Below are 19,538 nucleotides of genomic sequence, written 5' to 3'. Positions count from 1 at the left end.
CCGCTGGTCTCTCGACTCAGTCAGTGCCTGATAATAATTAGCGTGAGCTTTGTTGCGGAAATCGAATGAACTAAATCAGAATCTTACGATCAGATTAGGGACATTCATTTTGATTGCACGTGTTACGGAGATGCATGCCCATTATTACGCGACAGTGGCTGATTTTGGTCGGGAATTTGCATGTTCAGTGGCGAGTAGCATGGCGGAATTTATTGGAAGGCTAGATAACCCATGCAATGAGATTTGGACGATCAAACGGGACGATAAAATTCCAGCTTCTGCTGCCATTGATGGTGAAGAACTTGGGCATAATCGAGCACATTTACGATGGTTCATTGTGGACGACTCTTTAAGAGGTTTCGGACTAGGTAAACAGCTTCTCAATTCTGCATTAGCTTTTGCCGATGCTCAGGGTTTCGTCCAAATCAACTTATGGACTTTTTCAGGGCTTAATGCAGCTCGATATCTTTACGAAAGTCAGGGCTTTGCATTGGTGGAAGAGAAACTAGGCTCACAATAGGGTATAGAAGTTTTGGAGTAACGCTTCACCAGGTGCCTATAAACGTGAATAAATATTTAAGGAGTCTCAATGACAGCTACAAAAGAAGAAGTTATCGCTTTCATGAAATCGGAGTTTCCACAAAGCAAATGCGTTGTGGAAGCAGTGAGCAACGGTGGAGCGACTGTATCTCATCATGTAGGTCAGGATGAATTACGTCCTGGCGGAACGGTTTCGGGGCCTGTTTTAATGAGTGTGGCTGATGTGGCAATTTATGTGGCGATACTTGGTAAAATTGGCATCGTGCCATTGGCAGTAACAACTAGCCTTAACATCAACTTCTTACGTAAGCCATCGGCAAATGAGCGAATCATTGCGGAATGTTCTCTGATAAAAGTCGGCCGTACTCTCGTGGTTGGGGAGGTTTCTCTGTACTCTGAGGGGGTGAGTGATTTAGTAGCACATGTTGTGGGTACATACTCTATACCGCCCTATACATCGGAACGAAGTGAGAATATTAAAACAATTAACTCTCTGAAAGCTTGACTCCGTTTAAAAGGTTATTGTTGAGGATGCATAAGAGCCCAAGAAAACTAATTCGAACTGCTCGTTTCCATGAATTAGGTGGTCCCGAGGTATTAACTATTGACTCGCTGGCGAGTCCAAGTTTGCAGGCCACTGATGTACGTATTGCGGTCAAAGTTGTTGGGCTCAATCGTGCTGATGCCATGTTTAGGCGAGGCCACTATAGAAAAGGCCGACTTCCCTTTGCGAATCGGCTATGAAGCATCCGGGGTAGTCATTGAAGTCGGGGAAGAGGTAAATCATTTACGCCTTGGGGAAGAGGTTTGTATTGTCCCTCAGATGGGGCTTTCTCAGAATGGCTGCTACGCAGAAGAGATTGTCGTACCAAGTGAATATGTAGCACTCAAACCAGCAGGGCTAACCTTTGCTGAAGGCGCAGCAGCTTGGATGCAGTACCTGACAGTTTATGGCGCTTTTGGGGAGCATGAGTGCTATCGGTCATTGTGCCGATATATTTTTTACATCGAGCGGTTTCATAATCTAAGAATACGACGTAGAGTAGCGAATAAAGACAGGTAGTTTACAAACGTTTTAAACTGTCCGTAGAAACGGGGTAGAACCCCCGCCATAACAATAAGGCAAAGGGGGTGTGTATGGTAATTAACGATCTTCTCTGGCGGCGACCGCGCCATCACATGGATGTCGATGAAACCCACGACCACGTGCACTGGGTGGAACTTTTCTTCGATCTGGTCCATGTAGTGACAATTTTCATTCTGGGGAATTACCTGTCCCATCATCTGGGGTGGCAAGGATTCTGGGTGTTTACGGGACTGTTCCTGGCGATTTTCTATGCCTGGGCAGACAGTTCGGTCTATAACTCGCTGTATATCTCCACGGACATGCCGCATCGCGTGGTGATGGCACTTAAGATTGTCACGATGATGACCATCGCGGCGGCAATTCCCGACGTGGGCGGTGAAGGCTGGACGTATTTCGCGCTGGGCTATGCGTTGAATCGGGCGCTGACGGCCTATCTTTACTGGCGGGCGCGCTGTACCGACAACGCGGGCAATACGCTGGCGCAGGAACAGGGGCGGAATTTTTTCGTGTTGGCCGGGGTGTTCGCACTGTCGGCTTTTTTGCCCACACCGGTCGCCTATTGGGTCTTTGCCGCCGGCGTGGCAGCAATCCAGCTGCAGTACATGCTGCCGCGCGTGGGCACGCTCCGCTTCGAACGCTTTGTGCCTCAACTCGGACACATCTCGGAGCGCTTCGGCCTTCTGATGTTGATTTTGCTGGGTGAAGGCTTCTTTAAGCTGGTGGTCACACTGGCCGACAAGGGCGTCTACAAAGTCAGCGCGGGTACGCTGTTCAATGTGACCATGGGCGGCTTGTCCCTCTTCGCGCTGGCCTGGACTTATTTCGACTGCGCCGGCAATGCAAAACCGAAGAGCCGCACCAGTGCCGTGCTGCTGAGATACTGGTTTGCTCACATCGTGATTTTGTGGAGTGCGGTGACGATTGGCGTTGCGCTGGCCGGAGAAGTCTACGTCGGCCTGTGGGAGCCTTATCCGCCCGGCTACGCCGCGCTTGGCTCGGTCGGCCTTGCGGTTTTTTTAGCTTCGCTATGGGCGCTGCGTCGAACTGTGGCTGATGCCATCGACACTTACCATAGCGCCGGTCTGAGGCTGTTCGGCATTGTCATGGCGCTGGTTGTGCTAGCCGTTCATCCCCTCGTACCGTCGATTGTCAGCAACGCCCTTTGGGCCCTGGCGTTGTTCTCGCAGATTGGTGTGCCGATTTTTCTGGCGGTAAGAGATGCGCGCCGGTCTGATAAAATGCTGTGATGGAACATGGCTACGCCCATGCAATTTGACAGATAGCCGTCAGGGATTTGATGCGCTCTTCTTATGCTCATTAAGCCGTAGAACCACATTCTTTTCGGAAGCATTCATCAAGCCGGCCTTTTTGTTTTCGTGATCAGTGATTGTCCGTCGGCGCTGTCCACGCCGGCGCTTCGTCCTCAGTTCGCCGTGCATCCTCCCGCATGGCGTGCCCCTTCTAAAATAGCTGAGCCAATAATGTTCCCCTTTTATGGTAAAAATGTAACTATGATCATAAGAAGTAAATCATGGGTAAAAGTATCCGATATTCGGACGAGTTTAAACAAGAAGCAGTGAATCAAGTCGCAGTGCATGGCTACAGTGTGAATGATGTTGCTGAACGTCTAGGTATAAGCACTAAAACGCTGTATGGATGGCTTAAAAAATTTCAAAGCCAGCAAAAGCGCGTGAAGAAGAACAAGACTTACGAGCTGAAAATGCCCGGCTGAGACGTGAGCTGAAACGTGTTGAACAAGAAAGGAACCTGTTAAAGGAAGCCGCGGTGTTCTTTGTCGGTGAGTCAAAGAACGGTACCGGTTCATAAAATCTTGTAGTTCACGTTATCCCGTGAGAGTTTTGTGCCGAACGTTAGACGTTCACCCCAGCGGTTATTATGATTGGCTGAAATCGCCAGTCAGCAAGCGAGAGCGTGAAGACCAAAAACTCGCGCAAAAAATTAAGCAGTTTTGGATAGAAAGCGGTGGCTTTCATGGTTACCGCAATATCTACATGGACTTTCGTGACTCCAACCAATATTGTGGCCGTGATCGGATCTTACGCTTAATGCAAAAAGAAGGCATTCGTGCGCAGCGGGGTTATAACACGCCCCGAGGCTACTACGGAGGTAAGACCGATATTGTTGCCGATAACGCGTTAAATCGCGCATTTAACGTCGAGCACCCTAATCAATGGTGGGTGACCGACATCACTTACATTAAAACACATGAAGGCTTTCTTTTTTTAGCCGTCGTCATGGATTTATTCGCACGTAATATCGTTCGTTGGTCGATGAGCGAACGAATGCCCGAAGACTTGGCTATGCAAGCCATTGCAGCCGCTTATTGGTGACGAAAACCGCAGCAACAAGTCAGTTTGCACTCCGACCAGGGCTCTCAATATTCCAGTCGGCAGTTCAGAAAATTACTCGATGCATACAATATTAAAGCCAGTATGAGTCGACGTGGTAACTATCATGGTAATGCGGTTGCTGAGAGCTTCTTCAGCAATTTAAAGAAGGAAAAAATACGCCGTCGTATTTATCCAAACCGGGCTGAAGCCAAACAGGCAGTGTTTCATTATATTGAGATGGTTTACAATCCAACTCGGCGTCATACGAAAAATGACAGAGTATCGCCAAACAACTTTGGGCGTGAATATTTTAAAAGGGTAGAAGGTGTCTAGAAAAATTAGGCATTACCAGCTAAGCTTACAAGAGAACATCGCATATCGTGATGTCGTTTTAACAACAGGAGATATTCCATGGTCAAAGTAGCCTTGTTCGTTCGCCTTGAAGCGAAACCCGGAAAAGAGAAAGAGGTTGAGAGCTTCCTTATGAGTGGCCTTCCCATCGTCAATGAGGAGCCTGCCACCACTGCGTGGTTTGGCATTCGCCTTGGACCAAGCACTTTCGGAATCTTTGATGCTTTCCCGGATGACGCGGGTCGCCAGGCCCATCTCTCCGGCAAGGTCGCAGCCGCGTTGATGGCAAAGGCAGGTGAGTTGTTCTCCGAGCCCCCGTCCATCGAAAGCGTTGATGTACTTGCGGCAAAGCTACCTGGCTAGCAAGACTAACAATTCGTTCAAGCCGACGCCGGTTCGCGGCGCGGTTTAACTCAGGCGTTAGCGATACAAAAAGGAGAACTCATGAACACAAAACAAGTGTTCGGCTTAATCATACTTTTTATCGGAGTTTTTACACCGATTGTTAGTGTAGCTACCCCGTATAATAATACAGCTCACTCGTAGAATTTCTTTTAAACTAAAACAAAGGAGTTTTACGATGAGCAAACGCATGACAGAAAGCCAGATTGTGGCGATTTTAAAAGAGGCCAAAGCCGGTATGCCGGTGAAAGATATCTGCCGTAAGTACGGTATCGGTAATTCAACGTTTTATAAATGACGCGAAAAATACGGCGGCATGGAGGCGTCGTATGTGCGCCGCTTAAAAGAGCTTGAGGAAGAAAACCGTCGGCTTAAGCAGATGTATGCTGAGTTGAGCCTCAAGTCACAGATGCAAGAAGACATCATAAAAAAAGCTCTAGCACCTGTGGCAGAACGAAAAGTCTGGGCACGCGAGTTGCAGGTGCAGTATAAGGCGAGCGTTGTAATAGAGCTGTGATGTGGTTGGTATCAGTCGCACTGCTTACTATTACTAGCCGAAATTGAACGATGATGACGAAATCATTGATGCCTTGAATGCTTTAATCGAAAGGCACCATCGGTGGGGCTTCCCGAAGTGCTTCAAACGCCTTCGTAAGCTATAGGCAACCGCTGGAACCACAAACGAGTTTATCGCGTTTATACTAAGTTAAAACTGAACCTGCGACGCAAAGGTAAAAAGCGACTACCCAATCGCATTCCAGAGCTGCTCCAAATGCACTGGAGTAAGTCCTGGTCAATGGACTTTATGAGCGACAGCTTGCACAACAAAGTCAGGTTCCGCACATTTAACGTTATTGACGACTTTAATCGCGAAGTTTTAGGTATCGATATTGCGACCAGCATGTCGTCGCTGCGCGTCATACGCTATCTTGACCAACTTGCTGAGTGACACGCTTACCCTGAGAAAATTCGAGTTGATAATGGCAGCGAATTCACCTCGGAAGTGTTTGTGAATTGGGCAAAAGCACATGACATTATGATTGATTACATCAAGCCCGGCTGCCCATATCAAAACGCATACATTGAACGGTTCAACCTAACTTATCGTGACGATGTACTCGACGGCTACATCTTCAACAACCTGAATGAAGTGAAGCAAATAGCCGAAGATTGGATTGAGTTATGCATCAACGACCGCACGATTCACTCAATGATATGACGCCGTTTGAGTACCGAAATGCGGCATAAATATTCTACGAGATGACTGTGTTCTAAATGGGGTATTTACATTACCTGTCCTTGCGTAGCTTGTTCGATGGGTAAAACGAATTCAGCGGGAACACGCCCTGATTTATTCAACCAAAACCAGACGTTTTGCTGTTTTGAGTTGATGGCTCGTGCTAATGCTGATTGCCCGCCGAACAAGTCAATGGCACGGCGGAGATGTTTTTGTGTCGTGTTGAACACTTCCATACCGTCACCTGTTACAATAATAACTGTTACAAGATTGAGTTTTACAGTTTAAACTGTAGATTAGTCAACAGTTAAAATTGTTGAAAGGCTACAGTTTTATTTGTAGAATACGGGCTTATGAAAACTTTATCCGAACGACTAAACCATGCCTTGCAGCTTACTGGGGTGACTCAGTCTGAGTTGGCTCGTCGCATTGGTATCAAACAGCAGTCGATCAGCCAGATTTGCTCTGGTAAATCGGCTAGGTCTCGTTACACCATGCAGATCGCGGAGGCGCTTCGCGTGAATGCTCATTGGCTCGCCACAGGTGATGGCGAGATTGGCTTGGGGGTCGGTAATGTAGAAGTTGGGCCTGACATTAAGGGAAGAATTCCTCTCATTAACTGGGTTCAGGCCGGTGATTGGACTGAAATAGCGGAGGGATTTGCCCATGAAGATGCTGAAGAGTGGCGTGAAGTCACTGGAAAAGCACATGAGGGTTGTTTCGCACTTCGCGTAAAAGGCGACAGTATGGAAAATCCAAGCGGGAAAAAATCCATACCTGAGGGGGCAGTGATCGTTGTTGATCCTGAGTTACCTTGCACTTCAGGTTCATTGGTTGTTGCGCGTTTGGATGATTCGAAAGAAGCAACCTTTAAGCAGTTGGTCATTGACGGTGAACAGAAGTACCTAAAACCTTTGAACCCCCAATACCCTGCAATACCGATCAACGGCAACTGCACCATCATTGGTGTAGTACGACAAGCTATCATCGATTTTTGGTAGCGAAGGAATTTGTGGTTTAGCCACAGTTGTTCATGAGCTGAAGAAGCAACGATTGCAAACAGCTACAACTGAGCATTGGCGCACGCTGAGAGTAAATGGTAACCGATTAGATAACCATTGATTGTTTATAAAGTCAAGATCAGCGAAAATAGCGGCCAATTACGATTAACACGACGGATTTGACAAGCGAAGAACTGAAAGAGAGTACTTCCAAAAGTGTGTACAAATCCGTGTACAAACTAAAAGAATTTATACATGGCAAACCAAGATTTTCTTAATGAAATCAATAAGCGAAGGACCTTTGCTATCATCTCTCACCCTGATGCTGGTAAAACAACGATTACCGAAAAAGTATTGTTATTCGGACAAGCTATTCAAAGAGCTGGTACTGTAAAAGGTCGCGGCTCTAACCAGCATGCTAAATCTGACTGGATGGAAATGGAAAAAGAGCGTGGTATATCAGTTACTACGTCTGTAATGCAATTTCCATATAACGACGCACTTGTTAATTTACTTGATACGCCAGGACACGAAGATTTCTCTGAAGATACGTACCGTACATTAACAGCAGTAGATTCGTGCTTAATGGTTATTGATGCGGCTAAAGGTGTAGAAGACCGTACCCGTAAGCTAATGGAAGTTACACGCCTGCGTACCACACCTATTGTTACGTTTATGAACAAATGTGACCGTGATATTCGCGACCCAATGGAAGTGCTGGACGAAGTTGAAACAGAGCTAAATATTGCCTGTGCCCCCATTACTTGGCCAATTGGTTGTGGTAAAGAATTCAAAGGTGTTTATCACATTCATAATGATGAAGCTGTTTTATATAAAACGGGCCAAGGTCATAAAATTCAAGATGTTCGCACAATTAAAGGCCTTGATAATCCAGAGTTAGATATTGCCATTGGTGAAGACTTAGCTGCGCAGTTACGTGATGAGCTTGAGCTTGTTATTGGTGCATCAAACGAATTTGATTTAGATTTGTTTTTAGCCGGTGAGCTTTCGCCAGTTTATTACGGTACCGCACTTGGTAACTTTGGTGTTGATCACGTGTTAGATGGTTTAACTAAGTGGGCGCCAACGCCATTACCACGTGAAACCGAAGACAGACTAATTGTTGCAACTGAAGAAAACTTTACCGGGTTTGTATTTAAAATTCAGGCCAACATGGACCCTAAACACCGTGACCGTATTGCATTTATGCGTATTGTATCGGGTAAGTACAGCCAAGGCATGAAAATGAATCACGTGCGAATTGGCAAGCAAGTGAGCATTTCTGATGCAGTAACCTTTATGGCGGGCGATCGTGAACGTGCCGCAGATGCTTTCGCTGGCGACATTATTGGCTTGCATAACCACGGTACAATTCAAATTGGTGATACGTTCACGCAAGGCGAAAAACTTAAATTTAGTGGTATTCCTAACTTCGCCCCTGAACTATTTCGTCGTATTCGCCTTCGCGATCCGCTTAAGCAAAAGCAATTATTAAAAGGCTTAGTACAGCTTTCTGAAGAAGGGGCTGTACAGGTATTTAGACCACTTATTAATAACGACTTAATAGTAGGCGCGGTAGGCGTACTTCAGTTTGATGTGGTTGTAGCACGTTTAAAAGCAGAATATAACGTTGATGCTATTTATGAAGGCGTAAACGTGAATACGGCACGCTGGGTAAGCAGTGATGACGTTAAAAAGTTTGAAGAATTTAAACGTAAATGCGAAAGCAATTTAGCACTCGATGGCGGTGATAACTTAACTTACATTGCGCCGAGCCGTGTAAACCTTAACTTATCGGTAGAGCGTTACCCAGAAGTAACGTTTAGCCATACACGCGAAAACTAGAGCTCATTTACAAGAATTAAAAGAAAACCTGCTTTGGCGGGTTTATAAAGGTAAAAAAATATGAATATTCGTACTATTTTAATTGAAAAAGCCATTGCAGCTATGGTCGGTGCAGGCTTACCTGAAGACACAAACCCGGCAGTAACGCAAAGCACGCGTCCACAATTTGGTGATTACCAAATTAATGCAGCCATGGGCGCAGCTAAAAAAATGAAAAGCAACCCGCGTGAGCTTGCACAAAAAATTATTGATAACCTTGATGTAAGCGATATTGCACAAAAGACTGAAATTGCGGGTCCTGGTTTTATTAATATCCATTTAAAGCCTGAGTTTTTAGCGCAAAGCGTTAAAGCGGCTAACAATGATGCAAAACTAGCTGTAAACGAGCACGCTAAGCCACAAAAAGTTGTTGTTGATTATTCATCACCAAACCTAGCTAAAGAAATGCACGTAGGTCATTTACGTTCAACTATTATTGGTGACTCAATTGTACGTGCGCTTGAATTTAGAGGCGATACGGTTGTGCGCCAAAATCATATGGGTGATTGGGGTACGCAATTTGGTATGTTAATCGCGCATTTAGAAGATCAAATTAGTCAAGGCGTTGACTTAGATACTGTTGCGCTTGCTGATTTAGAAACTTTTTACCGCGATGCTAAAAAACGCTTTGACGACGAAGAAGGCTTTGCAGATAAAGCACGTGACTACGTTGTTAAATTACAAGGCGGCGATGCGCATTGTGAAAAACTTTGGAAACTATTTATAGCCACCTCAGTTAAACACTCTGAAGAAGTATACAAGCGTTTAAATGTAACGCTTACTCAAGCCGATATTATGGCTGAAAGCGCATACAATGCAGAGCTTAACGATATTATTAGCCTACTTAAAGATAAAAACATTGCCGTAGAGTCGCAAGGCGCGCAAGTGGTGTTTTTAGATGAGCTAGCTAATAAAGATGGCGAGCCATCAGCGTTTATCGTACAAAAATCTGGCGGTGGTTTTTTATATGCAACAACAGATTTAGCTGCATGTGACTACCGTTCAAATAAATTAGGTGCTGATCGCATCTTAATTTTTGTAGATGCACGTCAAAATCTACACTTTAACCAAGTAGAGCTAACAGCGCGTAAAGCTGGTTTATTAAGAGACGAAACAAGCTACGAGTTTTGCCCGTTTGGCACCATGATGGGCGCCGATAATAAACCATTTAAAACACGTACTGGCGGCACAGTAAAGCTTGCTGATTTATTAGAAGAGTCAATTAACCGCGCAGCAGCAAAATTAGCTGAACGTGAGTCTGATTTAAGTGATAGCGATCGCAGTGAAATTGCCCGTAAAGTAGGTATTGGCGCAGTTAAATATGCCGACCTTTCTAAGCACCGTACCAGTGATTACATTTTTAACTGGGACAGCATGCTAAGTTTTGAAGGCGCAACAGCTCCTTACTTACAATATGCTTATACACGCGTACGCAGTATTTTCCGCAAATCAGGCGTTGATGCTGCTACATTAAATTCAGACGTTGCAATTGTTGAGCCTCAAGAAAAAGCACTTGCACTTAAGCTACTGCAGCTCGAAGAAGTACTTGATTTAATGATCAGCGAAGCAACACCGCACGTACTATGTGGTTACTTATATGAGCTTGCAAGCTTATACATGACATTTTACGAAGCCTGCCCAGTACTTAAAGAAGGCGTAGAGCCAAGCGTGCGCGATAGCCGTTTAGTGCTGTGTAATCTGGTTTCTAAAACACTAGAAACGGGATTGGATCTGCTAGGTATTGAAGTTATGGAGCAAATGTAATCACCTTCTGCTGCGTGTAGTTCGCTTTGACTGCGTTGTCGTGCTTTTTTAGCCTAAGTCACATACTAAATGTATGCTCCTTGGCATAAAAAAGCACTCCGTCTTGTCAGCACTTCTACACTTGCAGATGTAATGTTTTACATTGTAGGTTGGGTTGAGTGAAACGAAACCCAACGATTCACCTGAGACTCTATACTTATTGCTATCGAATGCACCTGAGTCTCTGCGTTTATTGCTATCGTATATACCTGAATCTTAATGTTTGTTATTACTCAACATCTATTGTTTTAAGCTCGCTACTCTAAGCTCTTTTCTATGGCTTTATTTAAAGGACTTGTTATGAAACTCGAAGATATCCGTCGTGAATACCTGCAAGACGCGTTAAGCGAAGATAACTTGCAAGATGATCCGTTTAAGCAGTTTGAAACGTGGCTTGAGCATGCGGTAGCAAGTCAATTGCCCGATCCTACTGCAATGGTTGTAGCAACTGTTGATGAAACCGGTCAACCTTCACAGCGTATTGTGCTTTTAAAACATTTAGATGATAACGGCTTTGTATTTTTTACCAATACAGGTTCGCGTAAAGCGCAGGAGCTTAAAGGCAATAACAAAATTTCCTTGCACTTTCCGTGGCATCACATGGAACGCCAAGTTATAGTTTATGGCGAGGCTAAACCATTACCAACTTCTGTTGTGGCAAAGTACTTTCTATCTCGTCCTAAAGAAAGCCAATTAGCAGCGTGGGCATCAGCGCAAAGTCGTCCGGTGTCATCACGTAAAGTACTCATGGAAACCTTTGCTAATATGAAAAACAAGTTTGCTAAAGGTGAAATTCCATTACCTGATTTTTGGGGCGGTTATTGTGTAGTGCCCACTAAAATTGAGTTTTGGCAAGGTGGGGCGCATCGTTTACATGACCGTTTTATGTATCAGCGCCAAGCAGATAACAGCTGGCAAATTACACGCTTAAACCCTTAATAAATAGATGAGTAAGTAACCGTGCAATTTATTGACTCTCATTGCCACCTCGATTTTAGTGAGTTTGATTCAAGTCGTGAATCGCTCATAACCGAGTGTGTAGCAAAGGGAGTTAATCAGTTTGTTGTACCGGGTATTACGCTTGCTCAATCGCATACTCTTATAGAGCTCAAAGCAACCTATCCAAGTATAAAAATAGCGGCAGGGCTACATCCTTACTTCTTAGATCAACATAAAGAATCGCACATAGAAGCGTTATTCGAGTTTGCAACTACAAATAAGCATCAGTTAGTGGCCATTGGTGAGTGTGGGCTTGATAGAAGCATTGAAAACCTCTCTAAACAAACTTATTTATTTGAACAGCAAATAAAGCTTTCTAACGAGCTAAGCTTACCGCTCATTGTACATCACAGGCAAAGCCATGATTTAATTGCGCAAGCGTTTAAACGTTGTAAGCCAAAAAATGGGGGAGTGATTCATGCATTTTCAGGTTCAATCCAACAAGCGAAGTATTATATCAAACAGGGCTTTAAGCTTGGCGTAGGCGGTGTTATTACCTATCAACGTGCAGCTAAAACCCGTGCTGTTATTGCCGCTATTGAGCCCGAGCACTTAGTGCTTGAAACGGATTCACCTTCAATGCCGTTAAGTGGCTACCAAGGGGAAGTTAACACGCCATTGCATATACCTGATGTGTTTGACGCACTATGTGATTTAAAGCCACACAGCGAAAAAGAGACGCTTGCAAAGCAACTTTATGATTCTTGTTCAGATGTTTTTTGCATATAACGATTTACCTGCCAGCGCTTTAATCCACGGCCTAACTGCCACGTAAAAATACAAGCAATCACTAGCATTAATAAAACCTGTCTGCCTAAGTCATGAAAATGATTATGGCTGTCGGATATTGCAGCGCGAGTTAAATAAGTAATAGATACAAAACCTATAGGGCGGTCATCATCGCTTATTACAGGTTCCATAAAAGGTGTTTTTAACTTACTTATTCCGGGGGTAGAATCAGAAAGTTGACCATAAACATGATGCGACTGCCAATTGTCGCTACTGGCTAATAAAATACCCTGTTGATCGTAAATAGTGGCCGAAAGCACGAACTCATCTTTACTTATATCGTTACAAATTGCATTGAGCTGGGGTTTGTTTTTTTCGATTAAAGGTGTTTTAACATTTAAAGCCATAAACTGAGTGAGGCTTTTGGCGGTGCTGTCGGCGCTATCGTACAGTAACTGGTGACTCTGAAAACTACTATTAACACCCACCCAGCTTAGTAATACAAAACAGCCAGCCGCAAGAATTAAGCGAACGAGTCGCTTTCTTTGGGATGCGCTTATAGGGTTTTTAATATGGTTATTTTTCATAGTCACCGTTTATGCTACTGACAGCATTTTGATTTGATGTTACAACTACACTAACTATAACCTTAAACCCCACCTGATGGCGAATTTAGTGTTGAGAATAGCAGTTTTGAGATGCCAACTATCAGGAAAATAAAAATAAACACGGAGATCCCATGTCGCAAATCAACATGGCACAGCAAGCTGCTGAGCAACCATTACAACACTTAACTCTAAATAAATGGTTTAGCTATAGTGGTGGTGTATCTACACCTCTCGATTATATTCCAAACAAAGCATTAGGGTTATTTAGCATCGCATTTGCAGGTGATTTTGCAGAAAAACACATTGCCAATATTGTTGACTTTTTAGCGACACATAACCAAAACGTCACCGCTATATGCCAATACCAACCTGATTTAGGGCTTGCACCAGCACTGTGTTTTTACGCGCAAAATGCAGATAAAACTATAAACCCGCTAGTATTACAACAATTTTCCAGCACACTTGATTTTCAGCTAGTGCAAATAGCTTGCCCACCCAACTTGTATGAGCCAGGTTTATTGGTAATGGATATGGATTCAACCGCTATTACTATTGAGTGCATAGATGAAATTGCACGCTTAGCTAACGTATACGATGAGGTTGCTTCGGTAACAGCACTGGCAATGGCTGGTAAGCTTGATTTTAGTGAAAGCCTAAATCAGCGCGTCGCTAAACTTACCGGAATTGAAAAAAGCTTAATAGATGAGTTAAAAAATAATTTACCTTTAATGCCGGGTATTAAAATGCTTTGCCAAATACTTAAACAGCATCAGTGGCACTTAGCCATTGCGTCGGGTGGTTTCGTACCCTTTGCAGAGCAAGTACAAGCGTTAATCAATTTAGATGAAGTACACGCTAATGTGCTTGAATTTAAAGATAATAAGCTCACAGGTAAAGTATTAGGCACAATTGTAGATGCACAGCAAAAAGCCGTTATTTTAGAGTCATTACAGCAACAGCTGGGATTAATAAAGTCGCAAACAGTGGCGATTGGCGATGGGGCTAACGATTTAAAAATGATGGCAACAGCAGGGCTAGGTGTAGCAGTACATGGTAAAGCAAAAGTGGTTGAGCAAGCCCAAGCAGCTATTTGCCAAGGCTCGTTATTACAATTACTGTATATGCTAGCTATACCATTAAATAGTGTGGCTACTGTTTAACGCAGGCGGTTTAGCCAAAGCAGTTTGCGGCGACCCATTTGGTCAACTTGTTGCTGTTCAAGTTTTAAATGGCTTAAGGCTTCTTCGGTGATATCGACAATATCACCGACACCCGCTACAGACCACAATGCCTCTTCTAATTCCCTTGCTTTATGCAGCGCATACTGACTCACATATTTTAGTTCGTTAGATAAATAATCGGTATCTGGGCGTCCAGTACGTGATATGTACAAGCGCATAACAAAAATAAGATTCGACTTTAAGCCTTTGCTTATTTGTTCCTGAAAATCATTATAATCCTCACCTGCTATGCAATAACTGGTAGTAGACTCTGAAATACTGCCCTTACGGGGATCAAAATTAATCACAAGTGTAAAGGCGCTTGGCGGATCTTGGCGGCTAAGATCTTTTATCTGTGGGGTGATCACATTAACGATTTGCTCATCAGTAATAATGCTCGATAAATCGGTTTTATTACTCAACAAACCAAAGTTTTGTAAAAGCACATGTAGTGGGCTAGGGTATAAGCCAAAGCCAATTGCACCTGCTTTAAAGTGCGCTCCTTCTTTATGTAAATAAAGTGGGAACTGGCAAACGCTTTTAGTTACCATATTTCTAAGTGCTGTAGAGAGCCCTGGCACTTTAGGCGCTTCTTCTGACACTTTTAGTTTATCTTTATTACTGTTAATTAACTGCGTAAAAAACAGCACTCCAGCATGGGGTAAGTCGGCAACTCGGCTGGCTTTTAAATTAATAATAGTGAACGACTTATTTACAGCCATCACTTCGTACTTTAGCTCACTAAGCTGATATGTTTTGGTTATTTTTTGTAAGTCAGGAAACGAGAGTAAAACAATGTCGCCTTTTTTTAAGCTTACTGGTTGTTTGCATTCAAGCTGCAAGCCCATAACCGAAAAGTCGCGAGTAAGGCCATGTACTACCTCATCGTTTACGCTAATCGACACATTCGTTTTATATAAGTAGCGCTTATCAGAGCGAAGATTTACATACTCTAAAGGTACAATATCTAAATAAGGCGCAGACTTACTTTTGCTATGGCCAAAACTCTTCAATTGATTAATCAAAGCTTTATCGTAATTTAATTGCTGATAGTGTTGCTGTTCAGTTTTATTACCAATAGCAGTTAGTACCACCATATATTTTACATTTTTCACTAACCCTTCTACCCGAGGAGAAGGCGGCTTATTGAGCTTTTCAATATTTTTACTTACAGTGTTTGGTAACGATAAAGGAATAAATGAGTCATCTGGATGGCTTGGCATAATTTGTATTTTAAAGCACTGCCAAGTGTCTTTTTGACTGCCAAAACCTAAAAATAAGTTTTTTAGCTGAGGGTTTTGTTCAAGCTCATTACGTGTTGCAGAATAATAATAAATTTTGCCCGCTGAAATATGAGTAAAAGTATATAAATAATCTTCTTTAACTGGAGCCTGTTTTAAAAGTAATGCATTAATGCGTTGCTCATTAAGCACACTGTATAAACAAGGGTTTTGGCGTTCATCGGTAAAGTAACGTTGAATAAAAATGTTGTTTTCGGTGGTTAGACTTAAGCTAGGATAAAGTACATTGTCTTTTTTACTTAAAAACACATATAAAGAGGTGACGCGTGGAATATAGTATTGCTCGTAACCCTTAGAAACCACAGCATCGAGCGTATTATCAAGGTTTACTTTATAGCGACGTTTATTACCGTGGATAAAGCTTTCTAAAAAATTATCAAACGCTTCATTATTTTCAATAAAGGTGCGTTTTAAACGAATATGATTAAACTCTTTAGAAATATTTTCTACGGCGACAACCTCATACTGAATGCCATTTTTTAAACCTAGCTCAAAGTCTTGCTCTAAACCTACCAAACGCAAGGCGATTAAATGTCCTTTTTTTAGTACATAACGAGTGGCTAGCTTTATTTTACAACCACTGAGGGATATATCGGAAGTGCTAGCAGCAATACTTTTTTTGTCGTTGTATTCAACCGTTACTTTAATTGAATAGTTCATTCGCTCTTCAGAGCGGCTTTCATAAGAGGCAAACTTTATAACATTTGTATTAAGGGAGTCATCAATGGCTTGCTCTGCAATTTTTTCTGTGGTTTTGCGTTGTAACACCCGATGATTATTTTCGGTGTTCATCACTGCCTCATAAACGGCAAGGGTATAACCACCGTGTTGTTTTAGCGCAGCTTCAAATACTTCAATCGCTGTTTCATCCATGAAATGTTGTTTGCCATTGTGATCATAAGGCTTTACCTGCCCAGTCACTAAACCACGTAAGTCAATAAAGCGCGCTATCGGCTGAGATAAGCGTGTCATTTCCATTTTCATTAAAAACTGTTCAGGCTTTGTAAGCCCAGCTATTTTAGACTTAAAAATTAAATCAAATTTAGCGTTGCCTAAATATGTTTTTAACTCATTCACGAGGTCTTCGTGTTTGAGCATTATGTCATCAGCCATTTATAAAACCATCACCGTCTAATTGAAAAAGTAGGTATACTGTTAAGTCCATTTATTAGAAGTTCAATAAACGTTAAATCGCGCTATGTTGTTAATATAGGTACAATTATTTGAGTTACTACTGTTTAGCTCTTGTTATGTATGTGTTATTTGCCATTTTATTGGCAAGTTACTTTAAACTATTACAAAGCAAAAAGTATGCCCTAAATTATAGCTAAAAAGAAACACCATGTGTATTTATTGATTGTGACGCTAGATTTTTAAGCAGGCAAGAGTTTGTTGCTAAGTAAATGCCTGAAATGGCAAAATAAGCGCTTAATAGTAAGAATTTTTTTAATTTAAAGAATAGTAGGTAAAGTTATCAATGGCTAAAGCGGCAAAAGTAGAATTTGTTTGTACCGAATGTGGCATGAACTATCAACGTTGGCAGGGTCAATGTCGCTGCGGTGCGTGGAACACATTAGCGGAATTTAAGCCTTCAGCAGGGCACAGTAAAAAAGCATCAATACGAGCAAACGTTGGTGGTTATGCTGGTGGTGTTGGTGGTGGCTCTAAAAAAATCAATGATATTGCTACATCAGAGGCTGAAAAGCAGCTAACTGAAATCGGCGAGCTTGATCGCGTACTAAGCGGCGGGGTGACTACTGGCTCGGTTAATATTATTTCGGGCGATCCGGGGGCGGGTAAGACAACTTTGCTATCTGACCTAGTGGCAAGAATGTCACAACGGATGCCGTCACTTTACTGTACGGCAGAAGAATCTTTATCGCAGTTTAAAAACAGGGTAAATCGTTTAAAGTTAAACTATAACCCGGACGAGCTTTATTTACTTTCAGAAACGAGTGTTGAAACCATCATCGAAGAGCTCGAGAAAAATAAAATTAAGTTTGCTGTTATTGACTCTATTCAAGCTGTTGTAACCGATACGGCAAATGGTAGCCCAGGTTCGCCTTCGCAAGTAAAAAGCGCCGCCCAAGCATTAACTCAGTACTGTAAGCAAAATGATGTAACTATGTTCATTATTGCTCACGTAAATAAAAATAACGAAATAGCAGGCCCTCAAACACTTGTACATATTGTTGATGCGCTTTTACACATAGATACCAACGATGGGCAAATACGAACACTTAGGGCAAATAAAAACCGCTTTGGTGATATTGATACTGTTGGCATTTTTAAAATGTGTGAACGTGGGATGTTAAGCGTTGATAATCCAAGTGAAATATTTTTATCGGGTTCAACCACCGACTCACCTGGCTCTACTATTACCTGTATTCGTAAAGGGAATCGTAATTTATTGCTTGAGATTCAATGTTTAACTACCGAAACAGAAGCTGAATTTCCGCAGCGTGTTTGTGTTGGTTTAAATATGAATCGTATAAAAATGCTGACCGGTATATTACGTAAGCATACTAAAACTAAAATATTTCACGATACGTTTTTTAATATTGTGGGTGGTTTAAGAATTGATGAGACAGAAACCTGCATCGATTTAGCATTAGTAACCGCGTTACTTAGCAGTTTAAACGAATTTGTTGTACCTCGTACCACGTGTATTATGGGAGAACTTAGCTTAAACGGCGATGTACGCCCAATAGACAGTGGTGTACCGCGTGTTAAAGAGGCTGCACAACATGGTTTTACAGAAATATATATTCCATTTCGCAATTACCATAAATCGATGGAAGGGCTAGGCGCTAAAATTACCCCTGTAAAAACCGTACATGAGTTACTTAGTTTGATTAATTAACACTTATCGGTGATGTTCTTCAGTGTTACTCTTAAGTTGAGACACTTTATAGAAAGAATTAAATAAGGAAATGACATGAAAAAATTAGTTATAGTTGCAGCTCTTGTGGCCGCAGGCGTGGGTGGTGTTAGTTACGCAAACTACGTAGCAACTCAAGAAGTGCGTGCAGAAGTAGATAAGCAACTTGCTTTAGTAAGCGAGCAAACTGGCGCTACATTTAAATACGCTGGTTTATCGGCAAGTGTTATCTCAAAGAGTGTAGAAATAACAAACATGGAAGTAATAAGCCCTGAAGGTGACAATGTTGCTAATATTCAAAGCATTGAAATAACTGGCTACGAGCCGGATAAAATATCACCACATACATCATTTGATGTAAAAAGCTTTCAGTTTGATAAAAGCTTCGTATTAAAATTACCAGCTGATACAAACGAAATGTTAGCGTCGGCAAGTTACGATTTACATTCATCACTTGATTACGATGAAGAGTCTGGCAATAGTGATGTAGTAGTTAAGCTTGATGCAAAAGACATTGTTAGTTTTAATATGGATATGGGTTTAGCTAATTCAAAAGCGTTAATGGATGCTTCATTAGCTATTAGCAAGGCGCAGCAAGAAGCCGGTGATCAACCGCTGACGTATGAGCAAGAATTACAGCAGCAAACACTTGTTATGCAAGCAATGAGTAAATTAGAGCCGCGTAATGTTAGCTTTGCCTTAAATAACCAGGGTAAATTAAAAGATTTACTCTCAAGCGAGCTTGAAAAGCAAGGTATGACGCTTGAGCAAATGGAAATGACGCTAGAGCAACAGTTACAACAAGCTCCTGTAACTGAAGATATTGCAGAGGCTTTAACCAGCTTTGCGAAAGGTTTAAATTCATTCAGTGTGTCTGCAAAGCTACCTGAAGGTAAAACTATGATGGAAATTAACCAACAAGTTATGATGCTAGTAGGGCAACCTGAAGAACTAGTTAAGTTTATTAACTTAGAAGTTAAAGGTAATTAGGCCTTAGTTCTGTATTAATAAAGGCGCCAATTGGCTGTCTCTTGATCACAAGTCTGACTCAAGAGATTTTGCTAAATCGTAGCCTTCTAGGATGGCTTGTAACTTAAGCCATCCTTTCCATAACACTTTCACAGATGCACGCCCTGTGCGCTTG

Annotated in this window: 15 protein-coding genes and 3 pseudogenes; 15 read left to right on the top strand and 3 right to left on the bottom strand. The window is 42.4% G+C overall.

The genetic code is table 11. The features are described 5' to 3' along the window. Positions 1–199: 199 nt before the first annotated feature. The 7 genes and pseudogenes from I6F10_RS00090 to I6F10_RS00060 all read left to right on the top strand — a co-directional run bounded on the left by I6F10_RS00090 (position 200) and on the right by I6F10_RS00060 (position 5,979). Entirely contained in the window at positions 200–520 is a 321-nt protein-coding gene (locus I6F10_RS00090; protein WP_197098101.1) for a GNAT family N-acetyltransferase, read from the top strand. 69 nt (positions 521–589) lie between these two features. Continuing rightward, positions 590–1,045, top strand: coding sequence for a PaaI family thioesterase (locus tag I6F10_RS00085; protein WP_197098099.1), 456 nt, complete (start codon positions 590–592; stop codon positions 1,043–1,045). A gap of 26 nt (positions 1,046–1,071) precedes the next feature. Next, positions 1,072–1,507: pseudogene (locus I6F10_RS20420) on the top strand (alcohol dehydrogenase catalytic domain-containing protein); the annotation flags it as partial. Between the two features lie 170 nt (positions 1,508–1,677). Further along, a complete protein-coding gene (locus tag I6F10_RS00075; RefSeq protein ID WP_165744823.1) occupies positions 1,678–2,874 on the top strand; it encodes a low temperature requirement protein A in 1,197 nt (398 codons plus the stop codon). Positions 2,875–3,158: 284 nt separating this feature from the next. Beyond that, a pseudogene (locus I6F10_RS00070) lies at positions 3,159–4,311 on the top strand (IS3 family transposase). Positions 4,312–4,389: 78 nt separating this feature from the next. Next, entirely contained in the window at positions 4,390–4,692 is a 303-nt protein-coding gene (locus tag I6F10_RS00065) for a putative quinol monooxygenase (protein ID WP_165744824.1), read from the top strand. Between the two features lie 217 nt (positions 4,693–4,909). After that, positions 4,910–5,979: pseudogene (locus I6F10_RS00060) on the top strand (IS3 family transposase). A gap of 36 nt (positions 5,980–6,015) precedes the next feature. Here the strand turns inward: I6F10_RS00060 and I6F10_RS00055 are convergent. Beyond that, a complete protein-coding gene (locus tag I6F10_RS00055; RefSeq protein ID WP_024603823.1) occupies positions 6,016–6,204 on the bottom strand; it encodes a transcriptional regulator in 189 nt (62 codons plus the stop codon). Between the two features lie 117 nt (positions 6,205–6,321). On the opposite strand from I6F10_RS00055, the gene I6F10_RS00050 reads away from it, so the two are divergent. The 5 genes from I6F10_RS00050 (at position 6,322) to I6F10_RS00030 (ending at position 12,384) form a co-directional block, all read left to right on the top strand. Then, complete coding sequence (locus I6F10_RS00050; protein ID WP_024603822.1) at positions 6,322–6,969, top strand: LexA family protein; 648 nt, start codon at positions 6,322–6,324, stop codon at positions 6,967–6,969. A 255-nt stretch (positions 6,970–7,224) separates the two neighbouring features. After that, on the top strand, positions 7,225–8,814 hold the full coding sequence (prfC, locus tag I6F10_RS00045; RefSeq protein ID WP_165744826.1) for a peptide chain release factor 3: 1,590 nt from the start codon (positions 7,225–7,227) through the stop codon (positions 8,812–8,814). Positions 8,815–8,874: 60 nt separating this feature from the next. Further along, entirely contained in the window at positions 8,875–10,617 is a 1,743-nt protein-coding gene (gene argS / locus I6F10_RS00040; RefSeq protein WP_024596080.1) for an arginine--tRNA ligase, read from the top strand. 339 nt (positions 10,618–10,956) lie between these two features. Then, entirely contained in the window at positions 10,957–11,595 is a 639-nt protein-coding gene (gene pdxH, locus I6F10_RS00035) for a pyridoxamine 5'-phosphate oxidase (RefSeq protein WP_165744830.1), read from the top strand. Between the two features lie 21 nt (positions 11,596–11,616). Beyond that, the gene (locus I6F10_RS00030) at positions 11,617–12,384 is read left to right on the top strand and encodes a TatD family hydrolase (protein WP_197098097.1); all 768 of its coding nucleotides are present in this window, start codon (positions 11,617–11,619) and stop codon (positions 12,382–12,384) included. On the opposite strand, the gene I6F10_RS00025 is transcribed toward I6F10_RS00030, so the two are convergent. Next, positions 12,351–12,971, bottom strand: a complete 621-nt coding sequence (locus I6F10_RS00025; RefSeq protein ID WP_002958772.1) for an AhpA/YtjB family protein — start codon at positions 12,969–12,971, stop codon at positions 12,351–12,353. The two genes, I6F10_RS00030 and I6F10_RS00025, sit on opposite strands and share 34 nt — an antisense overlap. A 152-nt stretch (positions 12,972–13,123) precedes the next feature. Between I6F10_RS00025 and serB the strand changes: the two genes are divergently transcribed. Further along, positions 13,124–14,152, top strand: a complete 1,029-nt coding sequence (gene serB / locus I6F10_RS00020; RefSeq protein WP_165744832.1) for a phosphoserine phosphatase SerB — start codon at positions 13,124–13,126, stop codon at positions 14,150–14,152. Here serB and I6F10_RS00015 read toward each other — a convergent pair. Continuing rightward, positions 14,149–16,626, bottom strand: coding sequence for a PilZ domain-containing protein (locus I6F10_RS00015; protein ID WP_165744833.1), 2,478 nt, complete (start codon positions 16,624–16,626; stop codon positions 14,149–14,151). The genes serB and I6F10_RS00015 overlap by 4 nt on opposite strands. A gap of 364 nt (positions 16,627–16,990) precedes the next feature. On the opposite strand from I6F10_RS00015, the gene radA reads away from it, so the two are divergent. After that, positions 16,991–18,376, top strand: coding sequence for a DNA repair protein RadA (radA, locus tag I6F10_RS00010; RefSeq protein WP_002958769.1), 1,386 nt, complete (start codon positions 16,991–16,993; stop codon positions 18,374–18,376). Positions 18,377–18,451: 75 nt separating this feature from the next. Further along, positions 18,452–19,384, top strand: a complete 933-nt coding sequence (locus tag I6F10_RS00005) for a hypothetical protein (RefSeq protein ID WP_165744835.1) — start codon at positions 18,452–18,454, stop codon at positions 19,382–19,384. The last annotated feature ends 154 nt before the right edge of the window (positions 19,385–19,538 follow it).

This window comes from Pseudoalteromonas sp. SWYJZ98, assembly GCF_015864495.1.
GTDB classification, from domain to species: Bacteria; Pseudomonadota; Gammaproteobacteria; order Enterobacterales; family Alteromonadaceae; genus Pseudoalteromonas; species Pseudoalteromonas distincta.
The sequence above is the reverse complement of the archived record's forward strand: the minus strand, read 5'-3'. Positions and strand labels throughout refer to the sequence as shown.

What these genes read in the sequence shown, in the direction of transcription:
- pdxH (WP_165744830.1), top strand. Translation starts at nt 10,957, where the DNA reads ATGAAACTCGAAGATATCCGTCGTGAATACCTGCAAGACGCGTTAAGC.
- serB (WP_165744832.1), top strand. Translation starts at nt 13,124, where the DNA reads ATGTCGCAAATCAACATGGCACAGCAAGCTGCTGAGCAACCATTACAA.
- I6F10_RS00055 (WP_024603823.1), bottom strand. Translation starts at nt 6,204, where the DNA reads ATGGAAGTGTTCAACACGACACAAAAACATCTCCGCCGTGCCATTGAC.
- I6F10_RS00090 (WP_197098101.1), top strand. Translation starts at nt 200, where the DNA reads ATGGCGGAATTTATTGGAAGGCTAGATAACCCATGCAATGAGATTTGG.
- argS (WP_024596080.1), top strand. Translation starts at nt 8,875, where the DNA reads ATGAATATTCGTACTATTTTAATTGAAAAAGCCATTGCAGCTATGGTC.
- I6F10_RS00005 (WP_165744835.1), top strand. Translation starts at nt 18,452, where the DNA reads ATGAAAAAATTAGTTATAGTTGCAGCTCTTGTGGCCGCAGGCGTGGGT.
- I6F10_RS00075 (WP_165744823.1), top strand. Translation starts at nt 1,678, where the DNA reads ATGGTAATTAACGATCTTCTCTGGCGGCGACCGCGCCATCACATGGAT.
- radA (WP_002958769.1), top strand. Translation starts at nt 16,991, where the DNA reads ATGGCTAAAGCGGCAAAAGTAGAATTTGTTTGTACCGAATGTGGCATG.
- I6F10_RS00025 (WP_002958772.1), bottom strand. Translation starts at nt 12,971, where the DNA reads ATGAAAAATAACCATATTAAAAACCCTATAAGCGCATCCCAAAGAAAG.
- I6F10_RS00085 (WP_197098099.1), top strand. Translation starts at nt 590, where the DNA reads ATGACAGCTACAAAAGAAGAAGTTATCGCTTTCATGAAATCGGAGTTT.
- I6F10_RS00065 (WP_165744824.1), top strand. Translation starts at nt 4,390, where the DNA reads ATGGTCAAAGTAGCCTTGTTCGTTCGCCTTGAAGCGAAACCCGGAAAA.
- prfC (WP_165744826.1), top strand. Translation starts at nt 7,225, where the DNA reads ATGGCAAACCAAGATTTTCTTAATGAAATCAATAAGCGAAGGACCTTT.
- I6F10_RS00015 (WP_165744833.1), bottom strand. Translation starts at nt 16,626, where the DNA reads ATGGCTGATGACATAATGCTCAAACACGAAGACCTCGTGAATGAGTTA.
- I6F10_RS00050 (WP_024603822.1), top strand. Translation starts at nt 6,322, where the DNA reads ATGAAAACTTTATCCGAACGACTAAACCATGCCTTGCAGCTTACTGGG.